The sequence below is a fragment of the Enterobacter sp. 6722112 genome, from assembly GCF_058661685.1.
Window position 1 is genome coordinate 671,375 of record NZ_JBZWGR010000007.1, and the last position, 17,326, is coordinate 688,700.

The 17,326-nt window shown below is 54.6% G+C and carries 16 protein-coding genes; 14 read left to right on the forward strand and 2 right to left on the reverse strand.

Going from position 1 to position 17,326, the window contains the following annotated elements; genetic code table 11:
• Positions 1-7 precede the first annotated feature (7 nt).
• The 12 genes from bamA (at position 8) to tilS (ending at position 15,692) form a co-directional block, all read left to right on the forward strand.
• Positions 8-2,425 (forward strand): outer membrane protein assembly factor BamA, encoded by a 2,418-nt coding sequence (gene bamA, locus AC4OVU_RS04725; RefSeq protein WP_110292744.1) that lies wholly within the window; start codon positions 8-10, stop codon positions 2,423-2,425.
• 123 nt (positions 2,426-2,548) lie between these two features.
• On the forward strand, positions 2,549-3,043 hold the full coding sequence (gene skp / locus AC4OVU_RS04730; protein WP_006810039.1) for a molecular chaperone Skp: 495 nt from the start codon (positions 2,549-2,551) through the stop codon (positions 3,041-3,043).
• A 3-nt stretch (positions 3,044-3,046) separates the two neighbouring features.
• Entirely contained in the window at positions 3,047-4,072 is a 1,026-nt protein-coding gene (gene lpxD, locus AC4OVU_RS04735; protein WP_015572726.1) for a UDP-3-O-(3-hydroxymyristoyl)glucosamine N-acyltransferase, read from the forward strand.
• Positions 4,073-4,176: 104 nt separating this feature from the next.
• On the forward strand, positions 4,177-4,632 hold the full coding sequence (gene fabZ, locus AC4OVU_RS04740; protein ID WP_003856165.1) for a 3-hydroxyacyl-ACP dehydratase FabZ: 456 nt from the start codon (positions 4,177-4,179) through the stop codon (positions 4,630-4,632).
• 3 nt (positions 4,633-4,635) lie between these two features.
• Positions 4,636-5,424, forward strand: a complete 789-nt coding sequence (gene lpxA, locus AC4OVU_RS04745; RefSeq protein WP_491928631.1) for an acyl-ACP--UDP-N-acetylglucosamine O-acyltransferase — start codon at positions 4,636-4,638, stop codon at positions 5,422-5,424.
• Positions 5,424-6,572, forward strand: coding sequence for a lipid-A-disaccharide synthase (gene lpxB / locus AC4OVU_RS04750; RefSeq protein ID WP_110292745.1), 1,149 nt, complete (start codon positions 5,424-5,426; stop codon positions 6,570-6,572). The genes lpxA and lpxB overlap by 1 nt, the downstream gene beginning before the upstream one ends.
• Positions 6,569-7,165: a ribonuclease HII gene (gene rnhB / locus AC4OVU_RS04755; RefSeq protein ID WP_047726223.1), complete on the forward strand. Its 597-nt coding sequence runs from the start codon at positions 6,569-6,571 to the stop codon at positions 7,163-7,165. Before lpxB ends, rnhB begins: the two co-directional genes overlap by 4 nt.
• A 38-nt stretch (positions 7,166-7,203) precedes the next feature.
• Entirely contained in the window at positions 7,204-10,686 is a 3,483-nt protein-coding gene (dnaE, locus tag AC4OVU_RS04760; protein WP_017383737.1) for a DNA polymerase III subunit alpha, read from the forward strand.
• 12 nt (positions 10,687-10,698) lie between these two features.
• Positions 10,699-11,658: an acetyl-CoA carboxylase carboxyl transferase subunit alpha gene (gene accA / locus AC4OVU_RS04765; protein WP_003856154.1), complete on the forward strand. Its 960-nt coding sequence runs from the start codon at positions 10,699-10,701 to the stop codon at positions 11,656-11,658.
• 100 nt (positions 11,659-11,758) lie between these two features.
• Positions 11,759-13,891: a lysine decarboxylase LdcC gene (locus AC4OVU_RS04770; protein WP_049134009.1), complete on the forward strand. Its 2,133-nt coding sequence runs from the start codon at positions 11,759-11,761 to the stop codon at positions 13,889-13,891.
• A 66-nt stretch (positions 13,892-13,957) separates the two neighbouring features.
• Entirely contained in the window at positions 13,958-14,347 is a 390-nt protein-coding gene (locus AC4OVU_RS04775) for a VOC family protein (protein ID WP_003856151.1), read from the forward strand.
• A 58-nt stretch (positions 14,348-14,405) separates the two neighbouring features.
• Positions 14,406-15,692: a tRNA lysidine(34) synthetase TilS gene (gene tilS / locus AC4OVU_RS04780; protein WP_086524269.1), complete on the forward strand. Its 1,287-nt coding sequence runs from the start codon at positions 14,406-14,408 to the stop codon at positions 15,690-15,692.
• 26 nt (positions 15,693-15,718) lie between these two features.
• Here the strand turns inward: tilS and rof are convergent, their stop codons facing one another.
• Together rof and AC4OVU_RS04790 are read right to left on the reverse strand one after the other, a co-directional pair.
• Entirely contained in the window at positions 15,719-15,979 is a 261-nt protein-coding gene (gene rof, locus AC4OVU_RS04785) for a Rho-binding antiterminator (protein WP_003856148.1), read from the reverse strand.
• On the reverse strand, positions 15,966-16,166 hold the full coding sequence (locus tag AC4OVU_RS04790; RefSeq protein ID WP_003856146.1) for a YaeP family protein: 201 nt from the start codon (positions 16,164-16,166) through the stop codon (positions 15,966-15,968). The genes rof and AC4OVU_RS04790 overlap by 14 nt, the downstream gene beginning before the upstream one ends.
• A 195-nt stretch (positions 16,167-16,361) precedes the next feature.
• On the opposite strand from AC4OVU_RS04790, the gene AC4OVU_RS04795 reads away from it, so the two are divergent.
• Positions 16,362-16,907, forward strand: a complete 546-nt coding sequence (locus AC4OVU_RS04795; protein WP_003856144.1) for a YaeQ family protein — start codon at positions 16,362-16,364, stop codon at positions 16,905-16,907.
• Entirely contained in the window at positions 16,904-17,320 is a 417-nt protein-coding gene (gene arfB, locus AC4OVU_RS04800; RefSeq protein ID WP_006810027.1) for an alternative ribosome rescue aminoacyl-tRNA hydrolase ArfB, read from the forward strand. The genes AC4OVU_RS04795 and arfB overlap by 4 nt, the downstream gene beginning before the upstream one ends.
• Positions 17,321-17,326 lie beyond the last annotated feature (6 nt).

A 17,326-nucleotide genomic window follows, 5' to 3' on the forward strand; every position in this document is an offset into this window, starting at 1 on the left:
AATAACGATGGCGATGAAAAAGTTGCTCATAGCGTCGCTGCTGTTTAGCAGCGCGACCGTATACGGTGCTGACGGGTTCGTAGTGAAAGATATTCATTTCGAAGGCCTTCAGCGTGTCGCCGTTGGTGCGGCCCTCCTCAGTATGCCTGTGCGCCCCGGCGATACGGTTAATGATGAAGATATCAGTAACACCATCCGTGCTCTGTTTGCCACTGGCAACTTTGAGGACGTCCGCGTCCTGCGCGATGGTGATACGCTGGTGGTTCAGGTAAAAGAACGTCCAACGATTGCCAGCATCACTTTCTCCGGTAACAAGTCGGTGAAAGACGACATGCTCAAGCAGAACCTTGAGGCATCGGGTGTTCGTGTGGGGGAATCTCTGGACCGCACAACCCTTGCAGACATTGAAAAAGGTCTGGAAGATTTCTACTACAGCGTCGGTAAATACAGCGCGAGCGTTAAAGCGGTTGTTACACCGCTGCCACGTAACCGTGTTGACCTGAAACTGGTCTTCCAGGAAGGTGTTTCTGCGAAGATCCAGCAGATCAACATTGTGGGTAACCACGCGTTCAGCACCGACGAACTGATCTCCAACTTCCAGCTGCGTGACGAAGTGCCGTGGTGGAACGTGGTGGGCGATCGTAAATACCAGAAACAGAAACTGGCGGGTGACCTTGAAACCCTGCGCAGTTACTATCTGGATCGCGGTTACGCCCGTTTCAACATCGATTCAACTCAGGTGAGTCTGACTCCGGACAAGAAAGGTATCTACATTACCGTTAACATCACAGAAGGCGATAAGTACACGCTTTCGGGTGTTGAAGTCAGCGGCAACCTGGCAGGACATTCAGCTGAAATTGAATCTCTGACCAAAATTCAGCCGGGCGATCTGTACAGCGGATCTAAAGTCACCAAAATGGAAGACAGCATTAAGAAGCTGCTCGGCCGTTATGGTTATGCGTATCCGCGTGTGCAAACGCAGCCGGAAATTAACGACACGGATAAAACCGTTAAGCTGCACGTTAACGTTGATGCGGGCAACCGCTACTACGTGCGTAAGATCCGCTTCGAAGGTAACGATACCTCTAAAGACTCCGTTCTGCGCCGTGAAATGCGCCAGATGGAAGGGGCATGGCTGGGAAGCGATCTGGTAGACCAGGGTAAAGAGCGTCTGAACCGTCTGGGCTACTTCGAAACGGTTGATACCGATACGCAGCGTGTACCGGGTCGTCCGGATCAGGTTGATGTTGTTTATAAAGTTAAAGAACGTAATACCGGTAGCTTCAACTTCGGTATTGGTTACGGTACTGAAAGTGGCGTGAGCTTCCAGGTCGGTGTTCAGCAGGATAACTGGCTGGGTACGGGCTACTCTGTCGGTATCAACGGGACGAAAAACGACTACCAGACCTACTCTGAGTTCTCCGTTACCAACCCATACTTCACCGTTGACGGTGTAAGCCTGGGCGGTCGTATCTTCTATAACGACTTTAAAGCGGACGATGCGGACCTCTCCTCGTATACCAACAAGAGTTACGGTCTGGATGGTACGCTTGGCTTCCCGGTTAACGAATACAACACCTTGCGCGCAGGTTTAGGGTACGTGCATAACGACCTGTCCAACATGCAACCGCAGGTGGCGATGTGGCGTTACCTGGACTCCATCGGTCAGTCGGCGAGTACGTCCAGCGATGACAACGGTTTCGCCGCGGATGACTTCACCTTCAACTACGGTTGGACCTACAACCGTCTTGACCGTGGCTACTTCCCGACGGAAGGTTCACGCGTCAACCTGAACGGTAAAGTGACTATCCCGGGCTCGGATAACGAGTTCTACAAGGTCACGCTGGATACAGCGTCCTACTTCCCAATTGATGAAGATCACAAGTGGGTTGTTCTGGGTCGTACCCGTTGGGGTTATGGTGACGGTATTGGAAGCAAAGAACTGCCGTTCTATGAAAACTTCTACGCCGGTGGTTCAAGCACCGTGCGTGGCTTCCAGTCCAATAACATTGGTCCGAAAGCGGTTTATTACGGCGGTAATGACGAAGATAACTGCGCAAGCCGTGATCCTAAGCAAGTATGTAGCTCTGATGACGCAGTAGGTGGTAACGCTATGGCCGTGGCGAGCCTCGAGTTCATCACGCCTACGCCGTTTATCAGTGATAAGTATGCGAACTCCGTGCGTACCTCCTTCTTTATGGATGCAGGTACGGTGTGGGACACCAACTGGGAGAACACCGCACAGATGCGTGCGGCGGGGGTTCCGGACTACAGCGATCCGAGCAACATTCGCATGTCCGCAGGTATCGCATTACAATGGATGTCACCGCTGGGGCCGTTGGTCTTCTCTTACGCCCAGCCGTTTAAGAAATACGATGGAGACAAAGCGGAGCAGTTCCAGTTTAACATTGGTAAAACCTGGTAATAATCCGCTGCAATGGAATGCGTTGGCAGTGTAGCGCTGACAACCGGCGATCGGTAACACGGTCGCCTTGCCACGCAAAGAACGGTACCCCTCGGGTGCCAATGGGATGGTAAGGAGTTAATTGTGAAAAAGTGGTTATTAGCTGCAGGTCTCGGTTTAGCGATGGCAACTTCTGCTCAGGCAGCGGATAAAATTGCAATCGTCAACATGGGTAATTTGTTCCAGCAGGTTGCACAGAAAACCGGTGTTTCTGCAACGCTGGAAAACGAATTCAAAGGCCGTGCGAGCGAACTGCAACGTATGGAAGGTGATCTTCAGTCCAAGATGCAGCGTCTTCAGCGTGATGGTTCTACCATGAAAGCGAGCGAGCGCAGCAAACTGGAAAAAGACGTCATGTCTCAGCGCCAGACCTTCTCTCAGAAAGCACAGGCTTTCGAGCAGGATCGTCAGCGTCGTTCTAACGAAGAGCGTGGCAAACTGGTGACGCGTATTCAGTCTGCCGTTAAAGCAGTAGCAGCCGATCAGAGCATCGATCTGGTTGTTGATGCGAACGCCGTTGCATTCAACAGCAGCGATGTTAAAGACATCACCGCTGATGTTCTGAAACAGGTTAAATAAGTAATGCCTTCAATTCGACTGGCTGATTTAGCTCAGCAGTTGGATGCAGAATTACACGGTGATGGCGATATCGTCATCACCGCTGTTGCGTCCATGCAATCTGCTAAAGCAGGCACTATTACCTTCATGGTAAGCCCTAAGTACCGTGAACACCTGGCCCAGTGCCAGGCGTCTGCCGTTGTGCTGACGCAGGACGATCTTCCGTTTGCCACTAGCGCTGCACTGGTAGTGAAAAATCCCTACCTGACCTATGCGCGCATGGCCCAAATTCTTGATACCACGCCGCAGCCGGCACAGAACATTGCAGCCAGTGCTGCGATTGATCCGACGGCTCAGCTGGGTAACAACGTATCAGTCGGCGCAAACGCCGTTATCGAATCCGGCGTTGTTTTGGGTGATAACGTGGTGATTGGCCCTGGCTGCTTTGTTGGAAAAAATACGAAAATTGGCGCAGGGTCTCGTCTGTGGGCCAATGTCTCTGTCTACCATGAGGTTGAGATTGGCGAGAATTGTCTCGTTCAGTCCAGCACGGTGATTGGTTCTGACGGATTTGGTTACGCCAACGATCGGGGTAACTGGGTTAAGATCCCTCAGCTGGGTCGCGTGATTATCGGCGATCGTGTGGAGATCGGCGCTTGCACAACTATCGACCGCGGTGCGCTTGACGACACCATTATTGGTAACGGTGTTATCATAGACAACCAGTGCCAGATTGCACATAACGTTGTGATTGGCGACAATACCGCAGTTGCGGGTGGTGTTATCATGGCAGGCAGCCTGAAAATTGGCCGTTACTGCATGATTGGCGGTGCCAGCGTGATCAATGGCCATATGGAAATATGCGACAAAGTCACGGTGACGGGGATGGGTATGGTGATGCGTCCAATCACTGAGCCTGGCGTTTATTCCTCAGGTATTCCGCTGCAACCGAACAAGGTCTGGCGTAAAACAGCTGCACTGGTGATGAATATTGATGATATGAGCAAGCGACTCAAAGCGATTGAGCGCAAAATCGATCAACAAGACTAAGCGTTCATCCGTTTAACGCTAAATTTCCCGGCCTGTCGGCTTTGTTTATAAACCGGCAGGCCGTGTTATTATTGCTACTTAGTACATTTGACAGGAAGAGTATTTTGACTACTGACACTCATACTCTGCATATTGAAGAGATTTTAGAACTTCTGCCGCACCGCTATCCGTTTTTACTGGTAGACCGTGTGCTGGATTTTGAAGAAGGTCGTTTTCTGCGCGCAGTGAAAAATGTCTCCGTTAACGAGCCGTTCTTCCAGGGGCACTTCCCTGGTAAGCCTATCTTCCCGGGTGTATTGATCCTGGAAGCGATGGCACAGGCTACCGGTATTCTGGCGTTTAAAAGCGTAGGTAAACTGGAACCGGGTGAACTCTATTACTTCGCGGGTATCGATGAAGCGCGCTTCAAGCGTCCGGTCGTGCCTGGTGATCAAATGATCATGGAAGTCACTTTTGAAAAAACGCGTCGCGGCCTGACTCGCTTCAAAGGCGTAGCTATGGTTGACGGCAAAGTTGTTTGCGAAGCGACAATGATGTGTGCGCGTAGCCGGGAGGCCTGATACGTGATTGATAAATCCGCCTTTATTCATCCTACCGCCATTGTGGAAACGGGTGCCATCATTGGTGCCAACGTCCACATTGGCCCGTTTTGTATTGTTGGACCCCATGTCGAAATTGGTGAGGGTACAGTACTGAAATCTCACGTTGTCGTGAATGGTCATACCACCATTGGCTGCAACAATGAGATCTATCAGTTCGCCTCCATCGGCGAAGTTAACCAGGATCTCAAGTATGCTGGCGAACCGACCCGCGTGGAAATCGGCGATCGTAACCGCATTCGCGAAAGCGTCACCATTCATCGTGGTACAACGCAAGGCGGTGGATTGACGAAGGTGGGCAGCGACAACCTGTTTATGGTTAATGCGCATATTGCGCACGACTGTACCGTGGGTAGCCGCTGTATTCTCGCCAACAACGCAACGCTGGCGGGACACGTATCGGTTGATGATTTCGCCATTATTGGCGGCATGACCGCAGTCCATCAGTTCTGCATCATTGGTGCACACGTGATGGTCGGCGGATGCTCCGGTGTGGCGCAGGACGTCCCACCGTTTGTGATTGCGCAGGGCAACCATGCCACGCCGTTTGGCGTGAACATCGAAGGTCTCAAGCGTCGTGGTTTTAGTCGCGAAGCGATTACTGCCATCCGCAACGCGTACAAACTGCTGTACCGTAACGGTAAAACGCTGGAAGAGGCTAAGCCGGAAATTGCCGAGCTGGCGAATAAGCACCCTGAAGTGAAAACGTTCATGGAATTCTTTGAACGTTCAACCCGTGGTCTGATTCGTTAATGGTCGACAGTCGTCCGCTTACCATCGCCCTGGTCGCCGGAGAAACCTCCGGCGATATTCTTGGTGCAGGTCTTATCCGCGCGCTTAAAGCCCGTGTACCCAATGCCCGCTTTGTGGGCGTGGCTGGGCCGCTGATGCAGGCCGAAGGCTGTGAAGCCTGGTATGAAATGGAAGAGCTGGCTGTGATGGGCATCGTCGAGGTGTTGGGGCGCTTGCGTCGCCTGCTGCATATTCGCGCCGACCTTACCCGCCGCTTTACCGACCTTAAGCCCGATGTATTTGTCGGCATTGATGCGCCTGATTTCAATATTACCCTTGAAGGGAACCTGAAAAAGCAGGGGATCAAAACTATCCATTACGTCAGTCCGTCCGTGTGGGCGTGGCGACAGAAACGCGTTTTCAAAATCGGACGATCCACTAATCTGGTGCTGGCTTTTCTGCCTTTCGAAAAAGCGTTTTACGACAGATTTAATGTCCCGTGCCGTTTTATCGGTCATACCATGGCGGATGCCATGCCGCTGGATCCGGATAAAAACGCGGCGCGTGACGAACTGGGCATCCCGCATGATGTGCACTGTCTGGCGCTGCTGCCAGGGAGCCGGGGTGCGGAAGTTGAAATGCTCAGTGCCGATTTCCTGAAAACGGCGCAAATTCTTCACAAGACTTATCCCGATCTTGAAGTGGTCGTGCCGCTGGTGAATGCCAAACGCCGCGAGCAGTTTGAGCGTATCAAAGCCGACGTCGCCCCGGATCTTCACGTCCGCCTGCTGGACGGAAAAGGGCGGCAAGCCATGTTTGCGAGTGATGCCGCACTGCTGGCTTCCGGCACGGCTGCTCTGGAGTGTATGCTGGCAAAATGCCCAATGGTGGTCGGTTATCGCATGAAGCCGTTTACCTTCTGGCTGGCAAAACGTCTGGTAAAAACAGATTACGTATCCCTGCCAAACCTGCTTGCGGGTCGCGAACTGGTGAAAGAGCTCTTGCAGGATGAATGCCAGCCGCAGGCACTGGCTGATGCATTACTGCCGCTGCTGGCCAACGGTAAAACCAGCCACCAGATGCATGATACCTTCCGTGAACTGCATCAACTGATCCGCTGTAATGCTGATGAGCAGGCGGCCGATGCGGTGCTGGAGTTAGCACAATGATGGAATTTATTTATCCCCATACCCACCTCGTTGCCGGTGTGGATGAAGTCGGTCGTGGCCCGTTAGTGGGTGCCGTTGTGACCGCGGCGGTGATCCTCGATCCAGCCCGCCCGATCGTTGGCCTGAACGACTCGAAAAAACTGAGTGAAAAGCGTCGCCTGGCGCTGTTCGATGAAATTAAAGAAAAGGCGCTGGCCTGGAGTCTCGGGCGCGCAGAGCCGGATGAGATCGATGATCTGAACATTCTGCACGCCACCATGATGGCGATGCAGCGTGCCGTTGCTGGCCTGAAGATTGTGCCTGAGTATGTGCTGATCGACGGTAACCGTTGCCCGGCGCTGCCGATGCCTTCCATGGCTGTTGTTAAAGGCGATAGCCGCGTCGCAGAAATCAGTGCGGCGTCAATCATTGCCAAAGTGACGCGCGATGCCGAAATGGCCGCGCTGGACCTCACTTATCCCGCGTATGGTTTCGCCCAGCACAAGGGATATCCAACGGCTTTCCATCTGGAAAAGCTGGCTGAACATGGCGCAACTGAACATCATCGGCGCAGCTTTGGCCCGGTGAAACGCGCGCTGGGACTGGTGTCCTGAATCAAGACGCAAGCAATTAAGTAACGCGGGATCTGAAGATGGCTGAACCACGTTTCGTACACCTGCGGGTGCATAGCGACTACTCCATGATCGATGGGCTGGCAAAGACCGGGCCGCTGGTAAAAAAGGCGGCCTCGCTTGGCATGCCTGCGCTGGCGATCACCGATTTTACCAACCTGTGTGGCCTGGTAAAGTTCTACGGAACGGCGCATGGCGCAGGATTAAAGCCCATCGTCGGCGCGGATTTTCATGTGCAGAGCGAGCTGCTCGGCGATGAGATGACGCAGATTTCCGTGTTAGCTATGAATAACACGGGTTATCAGAACCTCACTCTGCTGATCTCAAAAGCCTACCAACGCGGTTACGGCGCACTGGGTCCATGGATTGACCGCGACTGGCTGGCGGAGCTGAACGAAGGTCTGCTGCTGATCTCCGGTGGCCGTATGGGGGATGTCGGCAAATGTCTGCTGCGCGGTAACAACGCGCTGGTGGATCAGTGCGTCTCGTTCTACGAAGAGTATTTCCCGGATCGTTATTACCTGGAGCTGATCCGTACCGGGCGTGCGGATGAAGAGAGCTACCTGCATGCGGCCGTCGCCCTGGCGGAAGCGCGTGGCCTGCCTGTGGTGGCCACCAACGATGTGCGCTTCCTTGAGGCGGGTGATTTTGACGCGCATGAAATTCGCGTCGCCATCCACGACGGCTTCACCCTCGACGATCCGAAACGTCCGCGCAACTACTCATCGCAGCAGTACATGCGCAGCGAAGAGGAGATGTGTGAGCTCTTCTCGGACATCCCGGAAGCGCTGGAAAACAGCGTAGAGATTGCCAAGCGCTGTAACGTCACCGTGCGTCTCGGCGAATACTTCCTGCCGCAGTTCCCGACGGGAGACATGACCACCGAAGATTTCCTGGTCATGAAATCGAAAGAGGGTCTGGAAGAGCGTCTGGAATTCCTCTTCCCGGATGAAGCGGTCCGTAAAGAGAAACGTCCTGAATATGACGAACGCCTGGATATTGAACTCCAGGTGATCAACCAGATGGGGTTCCCAGGCTACTTCCTGATCGTGATGGAGTTCATCCAGTGGTCGAAGGATAACGGCGTGCCGGTAGGTCCGGGCCGTGGTTCTGGTGCCGGCTCGCTGGTGGCGTATGCCCTGAAAATCACTGACCTCGATCCGCTGGAATTCGACCTGCTGTTCGAACGTTTCCTCAACCCGGAACGTGTCTCCATGCCCGACTTTGACGTCGACTTCTGCATGGAAAAACGCGACCAGGTGATTGAGCACGTGGCCGATATGTACGGTCGTGATGCGGTTTCGCAGATTATTACCTTCGGTACGATGGCCGCGAAAGCGGTTATCCGCGACGTGGGCCGCGTTCTGGGCCACCCGTACGGTTTTGTCGATCGAATCTCTAAGCTGGTGCCGCCCGATCCGGGCATGACCCTGGCGAAAGCCTTTGAAGCTGAACCCCAGCTGCCGGAAATCTACGAAGCCGACGAAGAGGTGAAAGCGCTGATCGACATGGCGCGCAAGCTGGAAGGCGTCACGCGTAACGCCGGTAAGCATGCGGGGGGGGTGGTTATCGCCCCGACCAAAATCACCGACTTTGCGCCGCTGTACTGCGACGAAGCGGGCCAGCATCCGGTCACCCAGTTCGACAAGAACGACGTGGAATACGCCGGGCTGGTGAAGTTTGACTTCCTCGGCCTGCGTACGCTGACCATCATCAACTGGGCGCTGGAGATGATCAACGCCCGTCGCGAGAAGAACGGCGAACCGCCGCTGGATATCGCGGCTATCCCGCTTGATGACAAGAAAAGTTTCGACATGCTGCAACGCTCGGAGACGACAGCCGTCTTCCAGCTTGAATCCCGCGGCATGAAAGATTTGATTAAGCGTCTGCAACCAGACTGCTTCGAAGATATGATCGCGCTGGTGGCCCTGTTCCGTCCGGGGCCGTTGCAGTCGGGGATGGTAGATAACTTTATCGACCGTAAACACGGGCGCGAAGAGATTTCCTACCCGGACGTGCAGTGGCAGCATGAAAGCCTGAAACCGGTACTGGAGCCAACCTATGGCATCATCCTGTATCAGGAACAGGTCATGCAGATCGCCCAGGTGCTTTCTGGTTATACCCTTGGCGGCGCAGACATGCTGCGTCGTGCGATGGGTAAGAAAAAGCCGGAAGAGATGGCCAAGCAACGTTCCATCTTTGAGGATGGGGCGAAGAAAAACGGCGTCGATGGCGAACTGGCGATGAAAATCTTCGACCTGGTGGAGAAATTCGCCGGGTACGGATTTAACAAATCCCACTCCGCCGCCTATGCTTTGGTTTCGTATCAAACGCTGTGGCTGAAGGCTCACTATCCCGCTGAGTTTATGGCGGCGGTAATGACCGCCGATATGGACAACACCGAGAAGGTGGTTGGCCTGGTGGACGAGTGCTGGCGCATGGGGCTGAAGATCCTGCCGCCGGATATTAACTCTGGCCTGTACCATTTCCACGTTAACGATGACGGGGAAATCGTCTATGGGATCGGCGCGATCAAGGGCGTAGGTGAGGGGCCGATCGAGGCGATCATCGAAGCGCGTAACAACGGCGGCTATTTCCGCGAGCTGTTCGATCTGTGCGCCCGCACCGATACCAAAAAACTGAACCGCCGGGTGCTGGAAAAACTGATCATGTCCGGCGCGTTTGATCGGCTGGGGCCACACCGCGCCGCGCTGATGAACTCGCTCGGCGATGCGCTGAAAGCAGCCGATCAGCACGCGAAAGCGGAAGCCATTGGCCAGGCAGATATGTTCGGCGTGCTGGCGGAAGAGCCAGAGCAGATTGAGCAGTCTTATTCCAACTGCCAGCCCTGGCCAGAACAGGTGGTGCTGGATGGGGAGCGGGAAACGTTAGGCCTGTACCTGACGGGGCACCCGATCAACCAGTATCTGAAAGAAATTGAGCGCTATGTCGGCGGCCACAGGCTTAAAGACATGCATCCGACAGAACGTGGTAAAATCACCACGGCTGCGGGGCTCGTGATTGCTGCAAGGGTAATGGTCACCAAGCGCGGCAATCGTATCGGCATCTGTACCCTGGATGACCGTTCCGGGCGTCTGGAGGTGATGTTGTTCACCGACGCGCTGGATAAATACCAGCAATTGCTGGAAAAAGACCGCATACTTATCGTCAGCGGACAGGTCAGCTTTGATGACTTCAGCGGGGGGCTTAAAATGACCGCCCGCGAAGTGATGGACATTGACGAAGCCCGGGAAAAATATGCTCGCGGGCTTGCTATCTCGCTGACGGACAGGCAAATTGATGACCAGCTTTTAAACCGACTCCGTCAGTCTCTGGAACCCCACCGCTCGGGGACCATTCCAGTACATCTCTACTATCAGAGGGCGGATGCACGTGCGCGGTTGCGCTTTGGTGCAACGTGGCGTGTCTCTCCGAGCGATCGTTTACTGAACGATCTCCGTGGCCTCATTGGTTCGGAGCAGGTGGAACTGGAGTTTGACTAATACAGGAATACTATGAGTCTGAATTTCCTTGATTTCGAACAGCCGATTGCAGAGCTGGAAGCGAAAATCGATTCTCTGACAGCCGTGAGCCGTCAGGATGAAAAACTGGATATTAACATCGACGAAGAAGTGCATCGTCTGCGCGAAAAAAGCGTAGAACTGACGCGCAAAATCTTTGCCGATCTCGGCGCATGGCAGATCGCCCAGCTGGCGCGTCATCCACAGCGTCCGTACACCCTGGATTATGTCCGCCTGGCGTTTGACGAATTTGACGAACTGGCAGGCGACCGCGCATACGCTGACGATAAAGCTATCGTCGGCGGTATCGCGCGTCTGGATGGACGTCCGGTGATGATTATTGGTCATCAGAAAGGCCGTGAAACCAAAGAGAAAATCCGTCGTAACTTCGGTATGCCAGCGCCAGAAGGCTACCGTAAGGCCCTGCGTCTGATGGAGATGGCTGAGCGTTTCAATATGCCTATCATCACCTTCATCGACACGCCGGGTGCTTACCCGGGTGTTGGCGCTGAAGAGCGCGGTCAGTCTGAAGCCATCGCACGCAACCTGCGTGAGATGTCTCGCCTGAAAGTGCCGGTCATCTGTACCGTTATCGGTGAAGGTGGGTCCGGCGGTGCACTGGCAATTGGCGTGGGCGATAAAGTGAATATGCTACAGTACAGTACCTATTCCGTTATCTCTCCGGAAGGCTGTGCCTCCATTCTGTGGAAAAGTGCCGATAAAGCGCCGCTGGCTGCTGAAGCGATGGGCATCATTGCCCCACGTCTGAAAGAGCTGAAGCTGATCGACACCGTTATCCCTGAACCGCTGGGCGGCGCGCATCGTAAGCCGGAAGTGATGGCTGCTTCCCTGAAAGCGCAGCTGCTGGCAGATCTGGCGGACCTGGACGTGCTGAGCACAGAAGATCTGCTCAACCGTCGTTATCAGCGTCTGATGACCTACGGTTACGCGTAAGCCTCACAATTATCCTAAAAGCCGCACATTGTTGCGGCTTTTTTTATACCTGCCGTTTACCTTAACTATGCTTATCTGATGTTTTTCAAGGAGGTAAACCATGAACATCATTGCCATCATGGGGCCACACGGCGTCTTTTATAAAGACGAACCCATCAAGGAGCTGGAGCAAGCCCTCAAAGCACGCGGATACCAGCTGATCTGGCCGCAAAACAGCGCCGACCTGCTGAAATTTATCGAACACAATCCGCGCATCTGTGGCGTGATATTCGACTGGGACGAATACGACATGGAGTTGTGCAGCGATATCAATAAGCTCAACGAATATCTTCCGCTGTACGCGTTTATCAACACTCACTCGACCATGGACGTGAGCGCGCATGATATGCGTATGGCGCTGTGGTTCTTCGAATACTCACTCGGCGTTGCCGAGGACATTGCGACCCGCATTCAGCAGTACACCGGTGAATACCTCGATAACATCACACCGCCGTTCACGCGCGCGCTGTTCACCTATGTGAATGAAGGGAAGTACACCTTCTGTACGCCAGGCCACATGGCGGGAACAGCCTATCAAAAAAGCCCGGTGGGATGTCTGTTCTACGATTTCTTCGGCGGTAACACGCTGAAGGCGGATGTGTCGATTTCGGTCACCGAGTTAGGCTCTCTGCTGGATCATACCGGCCCGCATCTGGAAGCCGAAGAGTACATCGCCCGGACCTTTGGCGCCGAGCAAAGCTACATGGTGACCAACGGTACCTCAACCTCGAACAAAATCGTCGGGATGTACGCCGCGCCTGCCGGCAGTACGCTGCTGATTGACCGCAACTGCCATAAATCACTGGCGCATTTGCTGATGATGAGCGACGTGGTGCCGCTCTGGCTGTCGCCTACGCGTAATGCGCTGGGTATTCTCGGCGGCATTCCTCGCCGTGAATTCGCGCATGAAGCCATTGAAAATAAGATCGCAGCGATCCCCGAGGCAGGCTGGCCTGTGCACGCGGTGATCACCAACTCCACCTATGACGGGCTGCTTTACAACACGAACTGGATCAAGCAGACGCTCGACGTGCCGTCGATCCACTTTGACTCCGCGTGGGTGCCTTACACCAATTTCCACCCGATTTACTCGGGTAAAAGTGGGATGAGCGGCGAGCGGGTGCCGGGCAAGGTGTTCTTCGAAACGCAGTCGACGCACAAAATGCTGGCCGCGTTTTCCCAGGCGTCTCTCATTCACATCAAGGGCGAGTACGACGAGGACACCTTCAACGAAGCCTTTATGATGCACACGACCACGTCGCCGAGCTACCCGCTGGTGGCGTCCATCGAAACGGCGGCGGCGATGCTGCGCGGTAATCCGGGTAAACGCCTGATCAATCGTTCGGTGGAACGGGCGCTGCATTTCCGAAAAGAGGTTCAGCGGCTTAAAGATGAAGCGGACGGCTGGTTCTTTGATATCTGGCAGCCGGAAGAGATTGATGAGGCAGAATGCTGGCCCGTCGCGCCGGGGGAGAGCTGGCACGGTTTTCGGGATGCCGATGCGGACCACATGTTCCTCGATCCGGTTAAGGTGACGATCCTGACGCCGGGCATGGATGAGCAGGGTGTGATGGGTGAGGAAGGGATCCCGGCTGCGCTGGTGGCGAAGTTCCTTGATGAGCGCGGCGTGGTGGTGGAGAAAACCGGCCCCTATAATTTGCTGTTCCTGTTCAGCATCGGGATCGATAAAACCCGCGCGATGGGGCTGTTGCGCGGACTGATGGAGTTTAAGCGTGCATATGATCTGAACCTGCGGGTGAAGAATATGCTGCCGGATCTCTACGCGGAAGATCCTGACTTCTATCGCAATATGCGTATTCAGGATCTGGCCCAGGGGATCCACAGGCTGATCCGCCAGCACGATCTGCCGCGCCTGATGTTGCAGGCATTTGATGTTCTGCCTGAAATGAAGCTGACGCCGCACAGGGCGTGGCAGCGCCAGGTGAAAGGGGAGGTTGAAACCGTTGAGCTGGAAAACCTGGTCGGGCGGGTATCGGCCAACATGATCCTGCCTTATCCGCCGGGCGTGCCGCTGCTGATGCCGGGTGAAATGATCACCGAGGAGAGCCGGGCGGTGCTCGATTTCCTGCTGATGCTCTGTTCGGTAGGGCGCCACTATCCGGGCTTTGAAACGGACATTCATGGCGCGAAACGCGATGATAACGGCGTGTACTGGGTGAGAGTCCTAAAATAAAAGGGTCTGCTTGCCAGGGGCGGGTTGTCGGTTGTAACGTTCAGAGCATCATAAAAAGGAGAAACTATGCTGGGTTTAAAAGCGGTTCATCATATTGCGATCATTGCCACCGATTACGCGAAAAGTAAGGCATTCTACTGCGACGTTCTCGGCTTTACGCTGTTGAGCGAGGCTTACCGTGAGGAGCGCGACTCCTGGAAAGGCGATCTGGCGTTAAACGGACAATATGTGATTGAACTGTTCTCTTTTCCTTTCCCGCCAGCGCGTCCTTCACGCCCGGAAGCCTGCGGCCTGCGCCACCTGGCCTTCAGCGTCGACGACCTGGACAGCGCGGTAAAACATCTGGAAGCCCACGGCGTGGCCTGCGAAGCGATTCGTGTCGATCCCTTTACCGATAAACGTTTCACTTTTTTCAACGATCCGGACGGGCTGCCGCTGGAGCTTTACCAGCAGTAATCGCCGTCATGTGTGATAATGCCCGTTCAGTTCGGGCATTTTTTATGTGTAATTTCCTATGACCTTACCCGCTATCGCGCACGCCGTTTCACCCTATCGCCAGCTGCTGGTGGGGTTCAGCGGTGGCCTGGATTCCACCGTTTTGCTGCACCGCCTTAAGCTCTGGCGCGACCGTGAGCCTGACGTCCAGCTGCGGGCAATGCATATCCATCACGGCTTAAGCCCCCATGCCGACGACTGGGTAGCGCACTGCGAAGCGGTGTGTTCAGGGTGGGCGATCCCGCTGATCGTTGAACGCGTCACGCTTGAGGATGAGGGGCTGGGTATTGAGGCGCAGGCGCGGAAAGCCCGCTACGCCGCGTTTTCCGGCGCATTACAGCAAGGGGAAGCGTTGGTCACCGCGCAGCATCTGGACGACCAGTGCGAGACGTTTTTACTGGCGCTCAAGAGGGGCAGCGGGCCTGCGGGGTTATCTGCCATGCCTGAGCGCGCAGATTTTGCTGAAACAGAGCTCATCCGCCCGCTGCTGGGTGAGACGCGCGCATCACTGGAAGCCTGGGCGCAGCAGCATCATCTGTGCTGGATTGAAGACGAGAGCAATCAGGACGACAGTTACGACCGTAACTTCCTGCGCCTGCGCGTCTTACCGCTGCTGAGTGAGCGCTGGGCGCATTTTTCCGAAGCGGCGGCCAGAAGCGCCATGCTGTGTGCTGAACAGGAAAGCTTGCTGGATGAGTTGCTGAGCGAGGAGCTGGATACGCTGACTACCGCTGACGGTGCCCTGAACATTGCGCCGTTGAAGGTGATGAGCCCCGTGCGCCGGGCTGCTCTGATTCGTCGCTGGCTGGCTTACCACCGTGCGGTTATGCCGTCCCGGGCGATGCTCAACCGTATCTGGGAGGAAGTTGCACAGGCGAGGGAAGATGCTGCCCCGTGTATACACCTGAATGGTTATGACGTCAGGCGCTATAAAGGGCAACTCTGGTGGGTAAAATCTGTGCCGTCGCTGGCTGACGTTGTGCTCGACTGGCCGTCGCCGGAAAAAGCATTAACGCTACCGATGAATGGCGGTGTCGTTGCGTTAAGCCATTCGGGCAATGTGCGTCTACCTGAGCCGGACGAGAACGTCACTATACGCTTCAGGGCCAGCGGCATGCTGCATATCGTCGGGCGTAACGGCGGGCGTAAGCTGAAGAAAATCTGGCAGGAACAGAACGTTCCGCCCTGGCGACGTGATACCACGCCGCTTCTGTTTTACGGCGACACGCTCATCGCGGCGGCAGGGGTTTTCATCACTGAAGAGGGGTGGGCTGAAGCGGGTGTTAATTTTGAATGGAAAGCGTAACGGGCAGCCTGGCTGCCCGTTGGTTATCAGGATTCGCTCACCACAACGGTGCCGATTTCCGGATGGCTGAAACTGGCAATTTTGTCGAGGCGTAGCTCACGCGTTGCACCTGCATCTTCCACAACCAGGTATTCCACATTTTTACGGGAAACCAGATCGCTGGCCTTTGCCTTTAGCACTTCGCCATCTTTTAGCTCCAGCGTCAGTATTAAATGATGCTGGCAGGCGAGTTCGAGGTTGTCATAGTCATCACAATTGATGGGTTGATAGGTATCATTCATCGACATAATCGCTCACCAGTAAATTCGCCGCAGCATACGCTGCTTTTTCCCTGACCGATTCAGAAAGGCTCTCATCAGAGGCCACTTCATTTAGCACGTTCAATACACAGCCTAACGCATCCGGAATGTACCCCAGATCTCCGCTGGCGATCTCCGCATACCGTCTGCGAATCAACTCACAATAATTATTCACATCACCTCCTGCCAGCGTACTGACTTACTGTGAGATATCATTAAGCCTACGAAGTTAAACTCGGTTTAGCAAGGTGACTATACCATACTCATTTAAGCAATATCAGCGCCTTGATAAGAGGGAGCCACCACCTCGTAACAGCCTTTTGCCGCGGTTTTCGCTACAATGTACGCCTGATTCGAAAGGAGTTCTCTCATGGCGCTGAAAGCGACAATTTATAAAGCTGTGGTCAATGTGGCGGATCTTGACCGTAACCAGTTTCTGGATGCGTCATTGACGCTGGCGCGTCACCCTTCTGAAACCCAGGAGCGCATGATGCTGCGCCTGCTGGCGTGGATTAAGTATGCCGACGAGCGTCTGCAATTTACCCGTGGTTTAAGCGCGGAAGATGAACCGGAAGCCTGGCTGCGCAACGATCATCTGGGTATCGATTTATGGATTGAGCTTGGCCTGCCGGATGAACGCCGGATCAAAAAGGCCTGCACCCAGTCTGCTGAAGTTGCGTTGTTTGCCTATAACCAGCGAGCGGCGGAGATCTGGTGGCAACAAAATAAAAATAAATGTGCGCAGTTCAAAAATCTTACCGTCTGGTATCTGGATGATGAACAGCTGGCGCAGCTGAGTGCGTTCGCCAGCCGGACGATGGCGCTACAGGCGACGATTCAGGACGGCGCCATCTGGCTTTCCGATTCTCAGAATAATCTGGAAATTCATCTCACGGCCTGGCAGCCCGCATCATGATTGTATTGTCCCGAAACGTCAGCATCCCTGATAACGAGCTGGAGATCACCGCCATCCGGGCCCAGGGAGCAGGGGGACAGCACGTTAACAAGGCCTCAACGGCTATCCATTTGCGCTTTGACATTCGGGCCTCCAGCCTGCCAGAGTATTATAAAGAAAGCCTGCTTGCCGCCAGCCATCACCTGATCACCAGCGAGGGTGTGATGGTGATTAAAGCGCAGGAGTATCGCAGCCAGGAGCTAAACCGGGAAGCGGCAATAGCCCGGTTGGTCGCGGTCATCAAAGAGCTGACGGCTGTACAAAAAAGTCGCCGGGCAACACGTCCAACGCGGGCATCGAAAGAACGTCGGTTGTCATCGAAGGCGCAGAAATCCACTGTAAAATCACTGCGTGGCAAAGTCCGTCACCCATAATGTGAC